General features: G+C 63.6%; 17 protein-coding genes. 10 read left to right on the plus strand and 7 right to left on the minus strand.

Going from position 1 to position 15910, the window contains the following annotated elements; all coding sequences use genetic code 11:
• Nucleotides 1–83: 83 nt before the first annotated feature.
• The 3 genes from AWB76_RS17485 (at nt 84) to AWB76_RS17495 (ending at nt 2953) form a co-directional block, all read left to right on the plus strand.
• On the plus strand, nt 84–944 hold the full coding sequence (locus AWB76_RS17485; protein ID WP_061161398.1) for a MurR/RpiR family transcriptional regulator: 861 nt from the start codon (nt 84–86) through the stop codon (nt 942–944).
• Between the two features lie 114 nt (nt 945–1058).
• Nucleotides 1059–2390, plus strand: a complete 1332-nt coding sequence (locus AWB76_RS17490) for an aspartate aminotransferase family protein (RefSeq protein ID WP_061161399.1) — start codon at nt 1059–1061, stop codon at nt 2388–2390.
• An 8-nt stretch (nt 2391–2398) separates the two neighbouring features.
• Nucleotides 2399–2953 carry a carboxymuconolactone decarboxylase family protein gene (locus tag AWB76_RS17495; protein WP_061161400.1) on the plus strand — a complete coding sequence of 185 codons (555 nt, stop codon included), beginning with the start codon at nt 2399–2401 and terminating at the stop codon, nt 2951–2953.
• A gap of 18 nt (nt 2954–2971) precedes the next feature.
• Here the strand turns inward: AWB76_RS17495 and AWB76_RS17500 are convergent, their stop codons facing one another.
• Nucleotides 2972–3868, minus strand: a complete 897-nt coding sequence (locus AWB76_RS17500) for a glutamate/aspartate ABC transporter substrate-binding protein (protein ID WP_061161401.1) — start codon at nt 3866–3868, stop codon at nt 2972–2974.
• Between the two features lie 189 nt (nt 3869–4057).
• Between AWB76_RS17500 and AWB76_RS17505 the strand changes: the two genes are divergently transcribed.
• Nucleotides 4058–4726, plus strand: a complete 669-nt coding sequence (locus tag AWB76_RS17505; protein ID WP_061161402.1) for a glycine zipper 2TM domain-containing protein — start codon at nt 4058–4060, stop codon at nt 4724–4726.
• Between the two features lie 28 nt (nt 4727–4754).
• Here AWB76_RS17505 and AWB76_RS42720 read toward each other — a convergent pair whose 3' ends face one another.
• Nucleotides 4755–4889 (minus strand): hypothetical protein, encoded by a 135-nt coding sequence (locus AWB76_RS42720; protein WP_279616423.1) that lies wholly within the window; start codon nt 4887–4889, stop codon nt 4755–4757.
• Here AWB76_RS42720 and AWB76_RS17510 point away from each other — a divergent pair.
• Complete coding sequence (locus tag AWB76_RS17510; protein ID WP_082864459.1) at nt 4867–5358, plus strand: hypothetical protein; 492 nt, start codon at nt 4867–4869, stop codon at nt 5356–5358. The two genes, AWB76_RS42720 and AWB76_RS17510, sit on opposite strands and share 23 nt — an antisense overlap.
• A gap of 339 nt (nt 5359–5697) precedes the next feature.
• On the opposite strand, the gene AWB76_RS17515 is transcribed toward AWB76_RS17510, so the two are convergent.
• Genes AWB76_RS17515 through AWB76_RS17525 form a run of 3 tightly spaced genes read right to left on the minus strand, consistent with a single transcriptional unit; the run spans nt 5698 to nt 7612 of the window.
• Nucleotides 5698–6093: a hypothetical protein gene (locus tag AWB76_RS17515; RefSeq protein WP_244173388.1), complete on the minus strand. Its 396-nt coding sequence runs from the start codon at nt 6091–6093 to the stop codon at nt 5698–5700.
• 18 nt (nt 6094–6111) lie between these two features.
• Nucleotides 6112–6672, minus strand: coding sequence for an outer membrane protein assembly factor BamE domain-containing protein (locus AWB76_RS17520; protein ID WP_082864460.1), 561 nt, complete (start codon nt 6670–6672; stop codon nt 6112–6114).
• 28 nt (nt 6673–6700) lie between these two features.
• On the minus strand, nt 6701–7612 hold the full coding sequence (locus AWB76_RS17525) for a peptidoglycan DD-metalloendopeptidase family protein (RefSeq protein ID WP_061161405.1): 912 nt from the start codon (nt 7610–7612) through the stop codon (nt 6701–6703).
• Nucleotides 7613–8111: 499 nt separating this feature from the next.
• Here AWB76_RS17525 and AWB76_RS17530 point away from each other — a divergent pair, with 499 nt between their 5' ends.
• On the plus strand, nt 8112–8357 hold the full coding sequence (locus AWB76_RS17530; RefSeq protein ID WP_061161406.1) for a GlsB/YeaQ/YmgE family stress response membrane protein: 246 nt from the start codon (nt 8112–8114) through the stop codon (nt 8355–8357).
• A gap of 57 nt (nt 8358–8414) precedes the next feature.
• Here AWB76_RS17530 and AWB76_RS17535 read toward each other — a convergent pair whose 3' ends face one another.
• Nucleotides 8415–9074, minus strand: a complete 660-nt coding sequence (locus tag AWB76_RS17535; RefSeq protein WP_061161522.1) for a DedA family protein — start codon at nt 9072–9074, stop codon at nt 8415–8417.
• Nucleotides 9075–9287: 213 nt separating this feature from the next.
• Here AWB76_RS17535 and mutL point away from each other — a divergent pair, with 213 nt between their 5' ends.
• The 3 genes from mutL to AWB76_RS17550 all read left to right on the plus strand — a co-directional run bounded on the left by mutL (nt 9288) and on the right by AWB76_RS17550 (nt 13620).
• Nucleotides 9288–11240 (plus strand): DNA mismatch repair endonuclease MutL, encoded by a 1953-nt coding sequence (mutL, locus tag AWB76_RS17540; protein WP_061161407.1) that lies wholly within the window; start codon nt 9288–9290, stop codon nt 11238–11240.
• On the plus strand, nt 11237–12184 hold the full coding sequence (gene miaA, locus AWB76_RS17545; RefSeq protein ID WP_061161408.1) for a tRNA (adenosine(37)-N6)-dimethylallyltransferase MiaA: 948 nt from the start codon (nt 11237–11239) through the stop codon (nt 12182–12184). Before mutL ends, miaA begins: the two co-directional genes overlap by 4 nt.
• A gap of 182 nt (nt 12185–12366) precedes the next feature.
• Nucleotides 12367–13620: a hypothetical protein gene (locus AWB76_RS17550; protein ID WP_061161409.1), complete on the plus strand. Its 1254-nt coding sequence runs from the start codon at nt 12367–12369 to the stop codon at nt 13618–13620.
• Between the two features lie 170 nt (nt 13621–13790).
• Here AWB76_RS17550 and purM read toward each other — a convergent pair whose 3' ends face one another.
• Entirely contained in the window at nt 13791–14858 is a 1068-nt protein-coding gene (gene purM / locus AWB76_RS17555) for a phosphoribosylformylglycinamidine cyclo-ligase (protein WP_061161410.1), read from the minus strand.
• A 249-nt stretch (nt 14859–15107) separates the two neighbouring features.
• Here purM and hda point away from each other — a divergent pair, with 249 nt between their 5' ends.
• Nucleotides 15108–15902, plus strand: coding sequence for a DnaA regulatory inactivator Hda (hda, locus tag AWB76_RS17560; RefSeq protein ID WP_061161411.1), 795 nt, complete (start codon nt 15108–15110; stop codon nt 15900–15902).
• Nucleotides 15903–15910 lie beyond the last annotated feature (8 nt).

Here is a 15910-nt window from a genome sequence, read left to right on the forward strand (position 1 = left end):
TTTTTTGTTTTCCGCACGGCCCCCGCCTTTCCGCGTCGCGCTCATGCTTAAATAGCGCGTCCGCTCCCTCAAGCATCCAGAACGTGTCCACCTTCGACCAACTCGCCGCGACCATCCGCGAGCGATTCCCCGACCTGAGCCCGCAGTTCCAGGCCGGCGCCGCCTTCCTGCTCGACTATCCCGACGAAGTCGCCGTCCTCTCGATGCGCAAGGTCGCGGAACGCGCGAAGGTCCAGCCCGCCGCGATGGTGCGGCTCTCCCAGCAACTCGGCTTCCCCGGCTGGAACGAATTGCGCGAGATCTTCGTGAGCCGCGTGCGCACACGCCCCGAACCGCTGACGACGCGCGCCCGCTCGCTCGTCAAAGGCGGCGCCGACGATCATCTGAGCCGCGATCTCGCGCAAGCGCAATCGCACAATCTGGAACTCACGCTGGCGCAGAACGCGCAAGGCGTCGTCGAAGCGGCGAAGACGTTGAAGAAGGCGCCGCATGTCCACGTCGCGGGCTTCCGGTCGTGCTATCCCGTGGCGTTCAGCCTGCTCTACGGCTATCGGCTCTTTCGCCCGTCGGTGAGTCTTGTCAGCGGCGAAGCGGGCACGCTGGAAATGCAGCTGCGCGGCATCGAGAAAAAGCACGCCGTGGTCGTCGTCAGTTTCGCGCCGTATTCCGTCGAAGCCGTGCGCGTCGCGCAGGCGGCGATCGAGCGCGGCGCGAAACTCATCGCGCTCACCGATAGCGCCGTCTCGCCCATCGCGTTGAACGCGGATCACACGCTGATCTTCTCGCACGAATCGCCGTCGTTTTTCCCGTCGCTCGTCGCGGCATCGGCGCTGGCGGAGATGCTCGTCGCGCAACTGCTCGCACTCGAAGGCAAGGACGCCGTCGCGAATCTGGAGCAGGCCGAAGCCGCCCTGCACGCGCAAGGCGCCTACACGGCAAACTAGACGATCAAGCCGGTCGAGCGTTGCATCACACGCGATGTTGACAACATATGTTGTTATAGCGCTAGAATGCTACATCGCGTGTTGCACGCGCCTCCGCATTCGAAAGGCACAACCATGACCACGGTATTTCATCGCGCGCCGCGCGCCAAGCTTCCCGTCGCGGTACGCGGCGACGGCATCGAGATCGTCGATTCAACCGGCAAACGCTATATCGACGCATGCGGCGGCGCGGCCGTGTCGTGTCTCGGACACAGCCATCCGCGCGTGATCGACGCCATCCAGCGGCAGGTGCAGCAGTTGCCGTACGCGCACACGTCGTTCTTCACAACCGAGCCCGCCGAGCAACTCGCCGACCGGCTCATCGATGCCGCGCCCAAGAACCTCGGTCACGTCTATTTCGTCTCCGGCGGCTCGGAAGCGATGGAAGCCGCGCTCAAGCTCGCGCGCCAGTATTTCGTCGAGAAAGGTGAGCCCGCGCGGCGGCATTTCATCGCGCGCCGGCAGAGCTATCACGGCAACACGCTCGGCGCACTCGCGATCGGCGGCAATGCGTGGCGTCGCGAACCGTTCCTGCCGATTCTCATCGAAGCGCATCACGTCTCGCCCTGCTTCGCGTATCGCGAGCAGCACGCGGGCGAAACCGACGAGGCCTTCGCGCAACGCCTCGCCGACGAGCTCGAAGCGAAGATTCTCGAACTCGGCGCGGAATCGGTGGCGGCGTTCGTCGCGGAAACGGTCGTCGGCGCGACGGCGGGCGCGGTGCCGCCGGTGCGCGAATACTTCCGCAAGATTCGCGCGGTCTGCGACAAGTACGGCGTGCTGCTGATTCTCGACGAAGTCATGTCCGGCATGGGCCGCACCGGCTATCTGTTCGCGTGCGAGGAAGACGGCGTCGCGCCCGATATTCTCGCGATCGCGAAGGGTCTCGGCGCAGGCTATCAGCCGATCGGCGCAACGCTCGTCAGCAACGAGATCTTCGATGCGATCGTCGGCGGCTCGGGCTTCTTTCAGCACGGTCACACGTATATCGGTCACGCGACGGCGTGCGCGGCGGCGCTCGAAGTGCAGAAGGTCATCGCTGAAGACAAGCTGCTCGACAACGTGAAGGCGCGCGGCGAACAACTGCGCACGCTGCTGCGCGAGCGTCACGCGAACCATCCGTTCATCGGCGATGTGCGCGGCCGCGGCCTCTTCACCGGCGTCGAACTGGTGCAGGATCGCGCGGGCAAAACGCCGTTCGATCCGAAGCACAAACTGCACGCCGTCATCAAAAGCGAGGCGATGAAACGCGGCCTCATGGTGTATCCGATGGGCGGCACCGTCGATGGCCGCATCGGCGATCACGTGCTCATCGCGCCGCCGTTCATCACGACGAGCGCGCAGATCGAGACCATCGTCGAGCGGCTCTCCGATGCAATCGACGGCGCACTTTCCGTTATCCAGTGAGAACGAACATGAACAAGCGCCTTCCCGACTTCCAGATCGCCACTGCATCCGACGAACAGAAAGCCGTTCTGCACGACATCCTGAGCGGCCCGCGCGGCAATCTCAACGGGCCGTTCCTCGGCTGGATTTTCAGTCCGGAACTTGCGCAGCACGCGCAGAAACTCGGCGCGTTCTGCCGCTACAACACCGGCCTGCCGCTGCGCCTGTCCGAGCTCGCGATTCTCGTCACCGCGGCGCGCTGGCGCTCGCAGGCGGAATGGCACATTCATCATCCGATCGCGCTCGATGCCGGTCTGCCCTCCGATCTCACCGAAGCGCTGCGCACGGGCAACACGCCGACTTTCGCCGATGCCGACGACAAGCTCATCTTCGACTTCGCCACCGAGCTTTACGACACGAAGCGCGTGAGCGATGCGACTTATAACTCCGCCGTCGCGCGCTTCGGCCATACGGTCGTGGTGAATCTCGTCGGCTTGCTGGGCTATTACGCACTCGTCGCGATGACGCTCAACACCTTCGGCATGCGCGCCGAAGGGCAAACGGATCTGCCCTTCGCGGAATGACACGAACCCGATGAAGCGTTATTCGAACGCCTTGTCGTTCGGTTCGGCGTAGAGCTTTTGCATCGTCTCGCTCATCGGGAAATCGAAGTTGATGTTCTTCGGCGGCACCGGCTTCATGAACCACTTGTCGTACATCGTCTTGATTTCGGGGCTTTTCATCACTTGACTCATGGCGTCGTCGACGAGCTTTTTGAACTCGGGATCGTCGCGGCGCATCATGAATCCATACGCTTCCGACGACTGCGGCGTGCCGACGAGCACCCAGTCGGACGGCTTCTGCGTCAGCGAGCGCGTGCCCGCGAGCAGCACGTCGTCCATCATGTAAGCCACCGCGCGGCCGGTTTCGAGCGTCGCGCGCCCTTCCCCGTAATCCTTCGCGCTGATGATGCTCATGTTCATCTTCTTCTCTTCGTTCATTTTGCGAAGAATGCGCTCGGACGTCGTGCCCTGATTCGTCACGACGGTCTTGCCCGCGAGATCGGGAAAGTCCTTGATGCCGGAATCCTTCTTCGTCAGCAGACGCGTCGTCGCGACGAAGAACGTGTCCGAAAACGCGACCTGATTCTGCCGCGACGTGAGATTCGTCGTCACGCCGCATTCCAGATCGACCGTGCCGTTCTGCACGAGCGAAATCCGATTTTGCGACGTCACCGGAATGAAGCGCACGCGCAAATCCGGATGCTCCGTCTTTGCCTTGACCGCATCGATCACCTTGTTGCACAAGTCCTGCGAAAAGCCGATGACGTCGTTGTTCGCATCGACATACGAGAACGGCACGGACGTCTCGCGATGCCCGATCGCGATCAGGTTGACGCTCTGAACCTTGGCGAGCGTCGACGGGCCGTTCTGGCCGTAGCTCATGCCCGTGACAAGCGATAACGCAACAGTCGATGCAAGCAGCAACGTGAATTTCATGGCGGTCTCTTTTCAAATGAATTGATACATATGTTGCCATCGACAAAAATAACGCAACATATGTATTCACCCTAGGCGGCATCACATGTCCGCGCGCTGCGACGTTTACTTACAAATGTCACAGCTCGCGCGTCCACCGCCGTCGTCGCGCGGCGTTATAGCTGGCAGGCACCCACAGGAGTCGCTGCCATGAACGCCGCATCCGAGATTCAATCGAAGCCGTCCCGCATCCATCCGCTCGTCGCGGCCGCCGCCGTGTCGGTCATCCTCGCGTGCGGAACCGGCGTCGCCGCGATGACAGGCCTGCTGCCGTCGTCGAAGGCAACGGCCACGACGGTCACCGCCTCGCCGCTCGTCGATGCGCAAACGGCCCGGCCCACGACGGTCGCGCAGGCGTCGCAGCCGGTGACGCCGCAGGCCGCATCGCTGCCGCGCGCGGTGCGCGGGCATCATCCGACGCCGGTGCGCAGGTCTGCATCGGCGCCGGAAAACACGTCGTACGCGCAGCCGCCCGCGCCCGCCTACGATCCGTACGCGGGCGAAGTGACCGCCGTCAACGCCGTGCAGACCGCGCAGCCGACGACCGGCCTCGGCGCGATCGGCGGCGCGGTGGTTGGCGGACTCGCGGGCACGCAGATCGGCAACGGCCGCGGACGCACGGCGGCGACGATCATCGGTGCGATCGGCGGCGGCCTCGCGGGCAATCAGATCGAGCACGTCGTCCACAAGACGACGACCTATCAGGTGCAGGTCCGCATGAGCGACGGCAGCGTGCGCAGCTTCAACTACGACGCCGCGCCGGGCGTGGCGGTCGGCCAGAAGGTGCACGTCGCCGGCGAAACGTTGACGCCCGCGTGAGCACCCGGCCGCGCGTCTTAAGAAACACCTAATTTTTCAATGCGATGATGCTTTCAACGTCAAACGCATCCAACGCATTCAGCGTCCCGGCGCGAGCGACTGCCTCGGCCCACGCGAACACCTCTTTCGGGAACCCTGCCGTGAAGAAGAAATCGACGAACATGAAATCCGCCCGCCCCGCGATGTCGCCCTTGCTGCGCGCGCTGACCTACAGCCGCGCCGCACGCGAACCGATGATCGACGCCATGTTGCTGCGTTGCTACGTGGCGCTCGACGCGTTTCATCGCGGACAAGGCACGCATGCGCTCTTCATGACGCTGTGCCGTCACATGCTGGTCGCGGAGGAGTTGTGCCAGCTCGGCCACGCGCCGGAATTCGAGGACGACATCACCCTCGCGCATGAAGCGCTCGTCGAACTGGACGAGCGTCATTCGGCGCAAGCCGTCTGGACGCTCGACGCCGATCAGCACGCGCGCCTGTGCACGGCGCTCGCCATTTTCGAGGCGCAACTGGAAGACGCGACGCTCGAACATATCGCGCAGGCCGAAGCGCGCATGGTCACACAATCGCTCGTCGCGGCGAACATGCGTTCGGGCATCGGACAAGCGGAAACGGTGTCGTCGGCAGGCTGAAAAATCGCTTCGCGGGTCGGGACTTTCCCGCGTGTGCTTATCATTTTGCGAATGTGTTTGCGAGCGTACATTCTTAGGAATGGCTATTCGCAATACTTATTCCAGCGCACGGGGGGAAGCAGTAGAACGCGCTGAGAGACCGACAAACAGGATGGGCGGCACTCGATCGGGTCGTGGTTAAAAGCAAAGCGCAAGAATAAGAAAGCAAAGCGCGCGCTTTTGGCAACGGCACGGCGAGTCGCAGGCGAAGGAGGCCAGCGCCCCGACAATGAAGCTCAAAAGCCGGCATGCGCCGGCTTTTTCTTTGGTGCTTCGATGTCTTCCTGCTTCGAAACCGGATCAGCGGATGCAGGCGAAAAGGGTCCGCGCGCATTCGCCGCACCAGTAGCGCGACACCACGTCGGGGCGTGCGTCCCACATGTGGCCGTACGCGCACTGCCAGCTCAACGGCGTCGCGGCATCGACATAGCGGCGCGAGAGCAGCCTTCCGCCGCGGACTTCCGCGACTTCGTGCAGACGCTTCGTCTCCAGCGTGCGCCGCTCGGACGCGCAATTCAGACAGCGCACGTTCTGCGCGACGTCGAGGGAGCTGTCCCATCGATGCCCGCGATCGCAGTCCCAGCCCGCAAATGCCTTCGCGCCGCCGTCCAGCAGCGCCTGCTCGCGATAGCGCGACGCTTCGTCCATCAGACGAAGGCGCGTGCCGCAGATAGTCGAACCGCTCGAATCGCTCATCGTTGTCATGCCCTGAAATCAGCGCTGGCCGCCGCGGATCGCTTCGGAACGCGAGGTTGTCACTACGGTGCCGTCCGGCCCGAAATGGGCGTTGAACATGGCGTCCTGATTCACGCCGTCTTCGAGCCAGTGCCAGCTCCAGACGCGCTCCTTCTTCAGGCGATACTCCGCGATCTCGGTCGGCTTGCCGAGCAGTCTGCGCACTTCGTCCATCGTCATGCCGGGGCGCACCTTCGCGAAGTTCGCGGCGGTCAGCACCTGCGTCACGGAGACGAACAGGCCGTTCGCATCCAGATCGACCATATAGGTGTTCGTGCCTGCCGGCCCGCGCGGATACTCGAAGCGCTTGCTGCCGTCGGTGAACGTGCGCTCGGTTTCGGGCTCGCCCATCTGATCGCGAATCTGCGCCTCGGTCGTGACGCCGGGCTGCAGATTCTTGAGCAGCAGATTGTCCGGCTTCACTGCATTGAAAAATGCCTTGAGCTTGTTCAACCCTTCCTCGCTCTGCTGCTGATCGCAGCCCGATAGCAGCGATGTCAACGACGCCACGGCCAGCGCGGCGATCACGATCTTCTTCACCTTCGACTCCCTTCTTGCCCGCGCCGAATCAGCCGCCCGCCGCGCCGAGCAGCGGCACCGGATCGACCGCGGTTCCCGACTTTCTCACTTCGAAATGCAGCTCCGGCGTGCCGCTCGGTCCGGTGCCCATGTCCGCGATGGTGGCGCCTTGCTTGACGGTATCGCCTTCCTTCACGAGCAGTTTCTCGTTGTACGCGTACGCGGTCAGATAATCGTTGCTGTGCTTGACGATGATCATGCGCCCGTAGGTACGCAGCCCGCTGCCCGCATACACGACCTTGCCCGACGCCGCCGCCTTGACCGGCTGCCCGACCTTGCCTTCGATATCGATGCCCTTGTTGCCGCTCGCGCCGAATTTGCGCACGACATCGCCGTGCGCGGGCCAGACGAACGTGCCCTTGGGCGCGGTCGCGCTGACCGCGGCCTGATGCTCTTCGCTCGCTGCGGCAGGCTTTTCAGTCGCGGGCTTTTGCGCGACGGATTTCTCCGGCGTCGGCAGAAGCGGCGGCTGCGCGATCTTCGGTCCGCTCGTCGCGGCACTTGCGCCCGGCGGCACCACACGCAACACCTGTCCGACGTTGACCTGCCTGCTTTCTGGCAGCGTGTTCCACTTGGCCAGATCGTCGGGCTTCTGCTTGAAGGTGCGCGAAATGGCGTAGAGCGTATCGCCCGGTTTCACGCGATAAAAGCCCGGCTCGACCGGCGCGGCCACGGCCGGTCCGAGCGGCACGACGGGCGCGGGCGTCACGCCCGGCGACGCGCTCTGAATGACCGGCGGCGCGCTCAACGCCGAATTCTCGACGATGGGCGCAGGCGTGCGCGGCGTCGATGTACATCCCGCCAGCGCCGCGACGATGCCCGTCACGAGCGCCATGCCCGCGATCGCCCCGCGCGAGTTCGATCCGAAACCTTTCTTGTGCATCACCAGCAGCTTTCTCATGCTCGTTGTCTTGAACTTTTTCAACTTGTCAGCCGCGCGACCCCCACGCGGCGTCTTCTCTAGGCGCAAACGTTGACTGCCACGCCGTAAATAGTCGCGCCGCCGCATCGGAGGATGCCACAGCCGGACAGCGACGCCACGCATGCGAGCGCGATCGATACCGCCGATACCACGCGCGCCCGCTCACGCCACTTCAATCTCAAATTCTGAAGAAACACAATCCCGCCAGCATAAAACATTACAGAAACAAATTCGTCTCAGTGATCTAAACGACACACTTCGCGAAATGGCCGACCCAACCCTTTGGCATTCTAAATTTTTGACGTAAACCGCCGCGGCCACGCGCCGTCTGTCGTCCGGACCGTGGCAGCAAGACTGCATTGACAATCCTTGACACTTCGCAGTCCCCCGCCGCAGTCATTTCCGCTACATTGCCCCGCGCCCGGATACAGGTTCTGCCTGCGTCCCGCATCCCCCAATCCGACAGGAGTCTCAACGCATGGAAATCATCTACAGCCTGATCATCGGCGGTGTGGCCGGCTGGCTCGCCGGTCTCATCATGAACGGCAGCGGCTTCGGCGTGCTCGTCGACATTCTCGTCGGCATCGTCGGCGGCGTGATCGGCGGATGGATCTTCGGCAAGCTCGGCGTCTCGCTCGGCGCCGGCGTCTTCGGCACGTTGATCACGGCGGTGATCGGCGCGGTCGTGCTGCTGTTCGTCATCCGGCTGTTCCGCCGCGGCTAAAGCCGCTTCAGGCACCCGCGAGGCCGGCATTCGACGGCCTCGCGGCATCCTTCTTCCTCACGCCTTCGAATTGCGGCGGCTCATCTTCCACAGCGCGCCGATCGCCACCGGCACGACAGCCGCGCCGATCCCCACCAGCACGATCACGTTCAGATACTGCTTGATGAACGGAATGTTGCCGAAGAAATAGCCGAGCAACACGAGCAGCAGCACCCAGATGAGCGCGCCCAGAATATTGAAGAGCTGGAAGCGCCCGTGGCTCATCGACGACACGCCCGCGACGAATGGCGCGAAGGTCCGCACGACCGGCACGAAGCGCGCGATCACGATGGTCTTGCCGCCGTGCTTCTCGTAGAAGTTATGCGTTTTCTGGAGCGCGGCGCGGTCGAGAAAACGTTCGAGCACGGGAATGTTCGTGTCGAACACCTTGGGCCCGATGGCGCGGCCGATCCAGTAGTTCACCGTGTTGCCCGTCACCGCCGCGATCAGCAGCAGCGCGATCAGCGCGAACAAGTCCATCTCGTGCGACGCCGCGAACGCACCGCCGATGAACAGCAGCGAATCGCCCGGCAGAAACGGGAACACGACGAGCCCTGTTTCGCAGAACACGATCAGGAACAACACCGCGTAGACCCAGGCGCCGTAATTCTGGATGAAGACACCCAGCGATTTGTCGATGTGAAGGATGAGTCCCAGGAATTGCAGCAACGTATCCAAAAATCTTTCCTCGAAAAGTAAGCCCGCGCCGGGAAAAGGGCGCGTCGGCATTGAGTGCGGGAGTCGCGCCATGATACCGAAGTGGCGCGTCGCGCCGGTTAAAAAACCCGTCTTCAGACGCCATCGTGCGACGCGTTGGCGGGCATGGACGGATGCGCGCGATGCCGCCGGCGGCGAAACGGGCGGAACGTTGCGAATCGTTATAATTTCGCCATGTCCGACCTCAACGAAACCTCCGCTGGCGCTTTGACAGCCGATGACGGGCGCCGTTCGCGCGCCATCGCCCCGCTGCCCGACCAGCTCATCAGCCAGATCGCCGCGGGCGAAGTGGTGGAGCGGCCGGCATCGGTCGTCAAGGAGCTGCTGGAAAACGCGCTCGACGCGGGCGCCACGACGTTGCGCATCACGCTCGACGAAGGCGGCGTGAAACGCATCGTGGTCGCCGACGACGGCTGCGGCATTCCTCCGAACGAACTGCCTCTCGCGCTGATGCGCCACGCGACGAGCAAGATCCGCTCGCTCGCGGAGCTGGAAGCCGTCGCGACGCTCGGGTTTCGCGGCGAAGCGATCGCGTCGATCGCGTCGGTCGCCGAGCTGTTCATCACGAGCCGCACCGAGAGCTGTCCGCACGCGACGCGCATCGACGCGCAGACCGGGGCGCTGTCGCCCGCTGCTGGCACCGTCGGCACGACGATGGAAGTGCGCGAGCTGTATTTCAACACGCCTGCGCGCCGCAAGTTCCTGAAAAGCGAGCAGACCGAGCTCGGGCATTGTCTCGACGTGATTCGCCGCACGGCGCTCGCGCGGCCCGATGTCGCGATTTCGGTGATGCACAACGGGAAGGCCGTCGAGCACTGGAACGCGAGCGATCCGCAGACGCGCGTCGCGAAGATTCTCGGCGAGGTGTTCGAAACCGCGCATCTGCCGCTCGACGAGCGCGCCGGGCCGCTCGCCGTCTACGGTTGCGCGGGCCTGCCGACCGCGAGCCGCGGCCGCGCCGATCAGCAGTATTTCTTCGTGAACGGCCGCTTCGTGCGCGACAAGCTGCTCACGCACGCCGTGCGCGCCGCGTATGAAGACGTGCTGCACGGCAATCGCTATCCGGCCTACGTGCTGTTTCTCGATCTGCCGCCCGAATCCGTCGATGTGAACGTGCATCCGTCGAAAATCGAAGTGCGCTTTCGCGATTCGCGCTCGATTCACCAATACGTTTTCCACGCCGTGCAGCGCGCGCTGGCACGGCACGCGGGCGCATCGCCGGAAACGACGGCAGGCGGCCATGCGGCGCAATTGCAGCCGACCGGGCCGGCGTCGTTCAGCGCGAAGCCGTTCGCCGGCGCGCCCGACGCGCTCACGCTGAAAAGCGAGAACGGCACGAACTGGATGCGCCAGTCGCGGATGACGCAGGGCACGCTGCCGGTCGCGCAGCCGCTCGCGCTGTATGACGCGCTCTTCGGGCGCAAGGACACGGGCGCGGGCACGTCGCAGGCGGCGACGACCGTCGACACGCCTTATCCGACGTTGAATGAGCGGCCATCGGCGCCCTTGATGGCGAACGACAGCGCGCTCGATCACGCCGATGAACAGCCGCTCGGCTTCGCCGTCGGGCAGATTCACGGCATCTATGTGCTGGCGCAGAACGCGCGCGGTCTCGTGATCGTCGACATGCACGCCGCGCACGAGCGCATTCTCTACGAGCAGTTCAAGCACGCCCTCGCCGATCGTGCGATCGCGGTGCAGCCACTGCTGATTCCCGTATCGATGACGGCCGAGCCTGTGGAGATCGGCATCGTCGAGGAGGAGCGCGAGACGCTCGATGCGCTCGGCTTCGATCTCGCGGTGCTGTCGCCGACATCGATCGCGATCCGCGCCGTGCCCGCGTTGCTGAAAGACGCCGATCTGCAATCGCTCGCGCGCGCCGTGCTCGCCGATCTGCACGCGTATGGCGGCTCGCGCGTGCTCACGGAACGTCAGCACGAATTGCTCGGCACGCTCGCGTGTCATAACGCGGTGCGCGCGAATCGCCGCCTCACGCTCGACGAGATGAACGCGCTCCTGCGCCAGATGGAAGCAACCGAGCGCGCCGATCAGTGCAATCACGGCCGGCCGACGTGGTATCAGCTCACGCTCACCGATCTCGACCGCCTTTTCATGCGCGGACAATGAGCCATTCCGCTTTGCCTGTGGCCTGTCTTCTGGGGCCGACCGCGTCGGGAAAGACGGCGGCCGCGCTGGCGTTCGCGGCGCGGCATCCGGTGGAAATCGTCAGCGTGGATTCGGCGCTCGTCTATCGCGAGATGGATATCGGCACGGCCAAGCCGAACGCCGGCGAGCGCGCAGCGGCGCCGCATCATCTGATCGACATCATCGATCCCGTCGAGACGTATTCCGCCGCGCAGTTTCGTGCGGACGCGCTGCGGCTCGTGGGCGAGATCGTCGCGCGGGGCAATGTGCCGTTGCTGGTCGGCGGGACGATGCTGTACTACAAGGCGCTGACGCAAGGCCTGAACGATCTCCCGACCGCCGATGCCGACGTGCGCGCCGCACTCGACGCCGATGCCGCCCGCGACGGCTGGCCCGCGCTGCACGCAAGGCTCGCGACGGTCGATCCGCAAACGGCCGCGCGGCTCGCGCCGAACGACTCGCAGCGCATCCAGCGGGCGCTCGAAATTTTCATGCTGTCCGGACAGCCGATGTCCGCGCTGCTCGCCGCGCCGCGCACGCAGCATGTGGACACGCCGTATCGCTTCGTGCCGATCGCGCTGGAGCCATCGGATCGTGCGGTGCTGCATGCGCGCATCGCCGCGCGCTTCGATGCGATGCTCGCGCACGGGTTCATCGACGAAGTTCGCGCCTTGCGTGCTCGCGGCGATTTGAATCTGTCGATGCCGTCGATGCGCTGCGTCGGGTATCGGCAAGCGTGGGAATATCTCGACGGCGGGACGGGCTATGACGAGATGCGCGACAAGGGCATCTTCGCGACGCGGCAGTTGTGCAAGCGGCAACTGACGTGGCTCAGGGCGATGCCGGAGCGAGCGGTCGTGGATTGCTGCGCGGGGGATGCGACGGAGCGCGCATTGAACGCGATCGAAACGGTGCAGAAAGTCTGAAAAGCAGACTGAAACCTTGCGCGACATCGTATTGAAAGATTAGCATTTTCCTCGTTGCCTACATGGCAGATCGCATTTCTAAGCGATTGATTTCGCTTAACTCCTTCGGAATGCGAATCTATTGATTGCAGGCAAGCGTTCCGTTTCGAAAGCGGAATCGGTTCAAGTCAACGAGGAAAATAATGTTGTCAGGAAAGCAGTCTATTGCGAAGCGTGCCGCGCGTATGCGTTTGATGCCCATTGTCAGTTTGTTCATCGCCGCAGCGTTGAGCGGCTGCGGCGGCTCGGATGGAGCGGCAGGCGGCGGCGATATCGCCAGCGTGGCAAAGAGCGCCGGCGCGCCCGAGGCCGCGTCGGGAGCCGTGGCCCAGACAAGCAACGCGTCGAGTTTCTTCGACGGAATCTTCAACACGACATCCGGCGCCGGGTATTACATTTTTGGATGGAATTCCATTCTGAGCCCCGACACGGGGGGAGCGCTCGGTGAAACCGGAATCACGCGCACGCGATTCGGCGTGATTGACGGCTCCGACACTACGCTGCGTCAATCCTATGTTCCGCTCACGGGGAACGACACGCTGCAGTACAGCAAGATGGTGTACATCACGGCTGAAGGCGCGTTCCCGGCGGACAGCCTGCCTTACGACGATCTCGGCCCGCAAACGAAGATCTTCCAGCGTTTGCCGGATGGCTTCGATTTCGGTGTGAAGGGAATGTCGACGCCGCTTTATCGTGTGACGTTCGACGTGCAAGACGTATCGGGTCAGTCGGTAAAGTCCGTGGTGAAACTTTTCCAGGGGGGTGATCCCGTCGTGCCTGCGCCACGCGTCCCTTCGCCGCTCCCGCGACCAACTAGCATCCAGGACGTGCAAGTCATGGTGGACTACATCGCGAATCCGCTCACTGTAAACATGCCGCGGTTGGTCTTTCCTTCGTCAGACGCCACGGTGATGCCTGCAGGCTCGCAAGTGTTCGTGCCAACATACACCGCTCAAACTCAGTTTCTTCGGGTTGATCTGTCTAGAGTGTTTTTTAACGGCACGATTCAGGACTATCGAAAAAATACTGGCTTTCGTCCGCTGACCGAGTCCATTTGGTCCGGTGGCTATCAATATGCTTCTCCATATGGTCTTGGCCTCGATAACGGTCTCTTCCGAACCAAAGATGGGGGATATGTCGTCGAGTATCAAGGTAAGGTCTATGCTGCAGAGTTGATCCCTGCAGGAGAGCGCCTGACCGCGCCGGTCAAAGGTAACGCGACGACGACGGGTGCGTATCATGTGACGGCTCCGCGCCCTGCGTTCAATAAGATCGCCGCCGCATTTCTTACGAGGCAGCTCGGAACCACTCCCGAGCAAACTCACAACGTGATGTACATCCCGTCCAGTTGCTACCATCCGGAGGGTACGACATTCACAAGTAGCTGCGGCTACTGAATCAAACGCTGCATTTAGAAAAGCGCGACATGTCAGCTTGCCTTAACTCACCTGGGTCTTAAAGACGGATTGGGCACAACACCAAGTCCAACCTGACCAGCCCGCCAAAAACAAAAAACCCTCGCGCAACGCGAGGGTTTTTTTCCTTTCAACTCAACGAGACCGGGCGATCAAACCACCACCGTCTGCGCCTCCCCTTCCTTGCTCTCGCGCACGACGCCGATCTTCCAGACCTGCTCGCCCGCGCCCGACAGCAAACCGATAGCCGCTTCGGCATCTTCCGCCGCGACGATCACCGCCATCCCGATGCCGCAATTGAACACGCGATGCATCTCCGCATCCGCCACGCCGCCGTGCTTCTGCAGCCACGCGAACAGCGGCGGCAGCGGCCACGCGCGATGATCCAGCTCTGCCGTCAGCCCTTCGCGCAACACGCGCGGAATATTCTCGACGAGACCGCCGCCCGTGATATGCGCCATGCCCTTCACCGTGATGCTCTGCATCGCCGACAGCAGCGGCTTCACGTAGATGCGCGTAGGCGCCATCAGCGCGTCCGCGAGCGAACGGCCGTCGAAATCGGCGTTCAGGTCCGGATTCGCGCGCTCGATGATCTTGCGCACCAGCGAATACCCGTTCGAATGAATGCCGCTCGACGCGAGTCCGAGCACGACATCGCCCGGCTTGATCGTGCTGCCGTCGATGATCTTGCTCTTTTCCACCGCGCCGACCGCGAAGCCCGCGAGGTCGTACTCGCCGTCCGGGTACATGCCCGGCATTTCCGCCGTCTCGCCGCCGATCAGCGCGCAGCCCGCCAGTTCGCAACCCGTCGCAATGCCCTTCACGACGTCCGCGGCGGTGTCGACATCGAGCTTGCCGCACGCGAAATAGTCGAGGAAGAAGAGCGGCTCGGCGCCCTGCACGAGGATGTCGTTCACGCTCATCGCGACGAGATCCTGGCCGACCGTGTCATGCCGGTTCAGCGTGAACGCGAGGCGCAGCTTCGTGCCGACGCCGTCCGTGCCCGACACGAGCACCGGCTCCTTGTACTTCTTCGGCACCTCGAAGAGCGCGCCGAATCCGCCGATGCCGCCCAGCACGCCGTCGCGCATGGTTTTCTTGGCAAACGGCTTGATCCGGTCGACGAGCGCGTCGCCCGCGTCGATGTCCACGCCCGCGTCGCGATACGACAAACCTTGGGTCGAATCAGTGGAATTCGGGGCGGATTTCGGTTGATTCATGGGGGAAGAGCTCGAAGGTCGGTAAAATGCGATTTTACCCGATGATGACCCGTCGACGATCGGCGGACCGGATTTTCCCGCGTACGCCAGAATCCGCGAAGGCACTTTTTTCGAGATCGAAAGCTATCTCGAAAGCGCCCGAGCCATTGGCGTAAAGCCCGGCCCGCCGCGGCTTTGCGCGTTTACCCGCGGATCATCCGGCAGTTTTCAAGATACGCCCGACTCAAGGCCCGACGATACCGATCTCCCGTGCAACGCCAACTGACGCTCGATCTGGGCACGCCGCCGCCCGCCACCTTCGACAACTTTTTCGCCGCCGGCAATCATGAACTGATCGCGCGGCTGCGCGCGCTCGAAGGCGCGCTCGCGGCCGGACCCGTCGCCGACCGCACGTTCTATGTGTGGGGCGAGCCGGGCAGCGGCCGCAGCCACCTGCTGCAGGCGCTCACGCACGAGGCGAACGGCCATGCGCGCTATCTCAGCCCGCAAAGCGCGCTCAACGCATTCGGCTTCGATCCGCGCGTGACGCTCTACGCCGTCGACGACTGCGACCGCCTTTCGCCCGCGCAGCAGATCGCCCTCTTCAATCTTTTCAACGAAGTGCGCGCGTATCCGGCGAGCGCGCTCGTCGCCACCGGCAACGACGCGCCGCTCGCGCTCACCGTGCGCGAAGACCTGCGCACGCGCCTCGGCTGGGGTCTCGTGTTCCATCTTCAGCCGCTGTCCGACGAAGCGAAAGCATCGGTGCTGAAGCACGCGGCGCGCGAACGCGGCATCGTGCTCGCCGAAGATGTTCCCGGCTATCTGCTCACGCATTTTCGCCGCGACATGCCGAGCCTCATGGCGCTCCTCGACGAGCTCGACCGCTTCTCGCTGGAGCAAAAGCGCGCGGTGACGCGCGCGCTCCTGCGCACCATGCTCCAGCAGTCCGGCCGCGCCGCGCCGCTCGTTCCCGTCGCGGCGCCGGAAGAGACGCCCGGCGATCCGATCATCCCCGAATCCGGCCGGGCCGCGCCGGACAACGATCCGACCCGCTTCAAGTAGAATGCGCA

This window comes from Caballeronia temeraria, from assembly GCF_001544795.2.
GTDB lineage: Bacteria > Pseudomonadota > Gammaproteobacteria > Burkholderiales > Burkholderiaceae > Caballeronia > Caballeronia temeraria.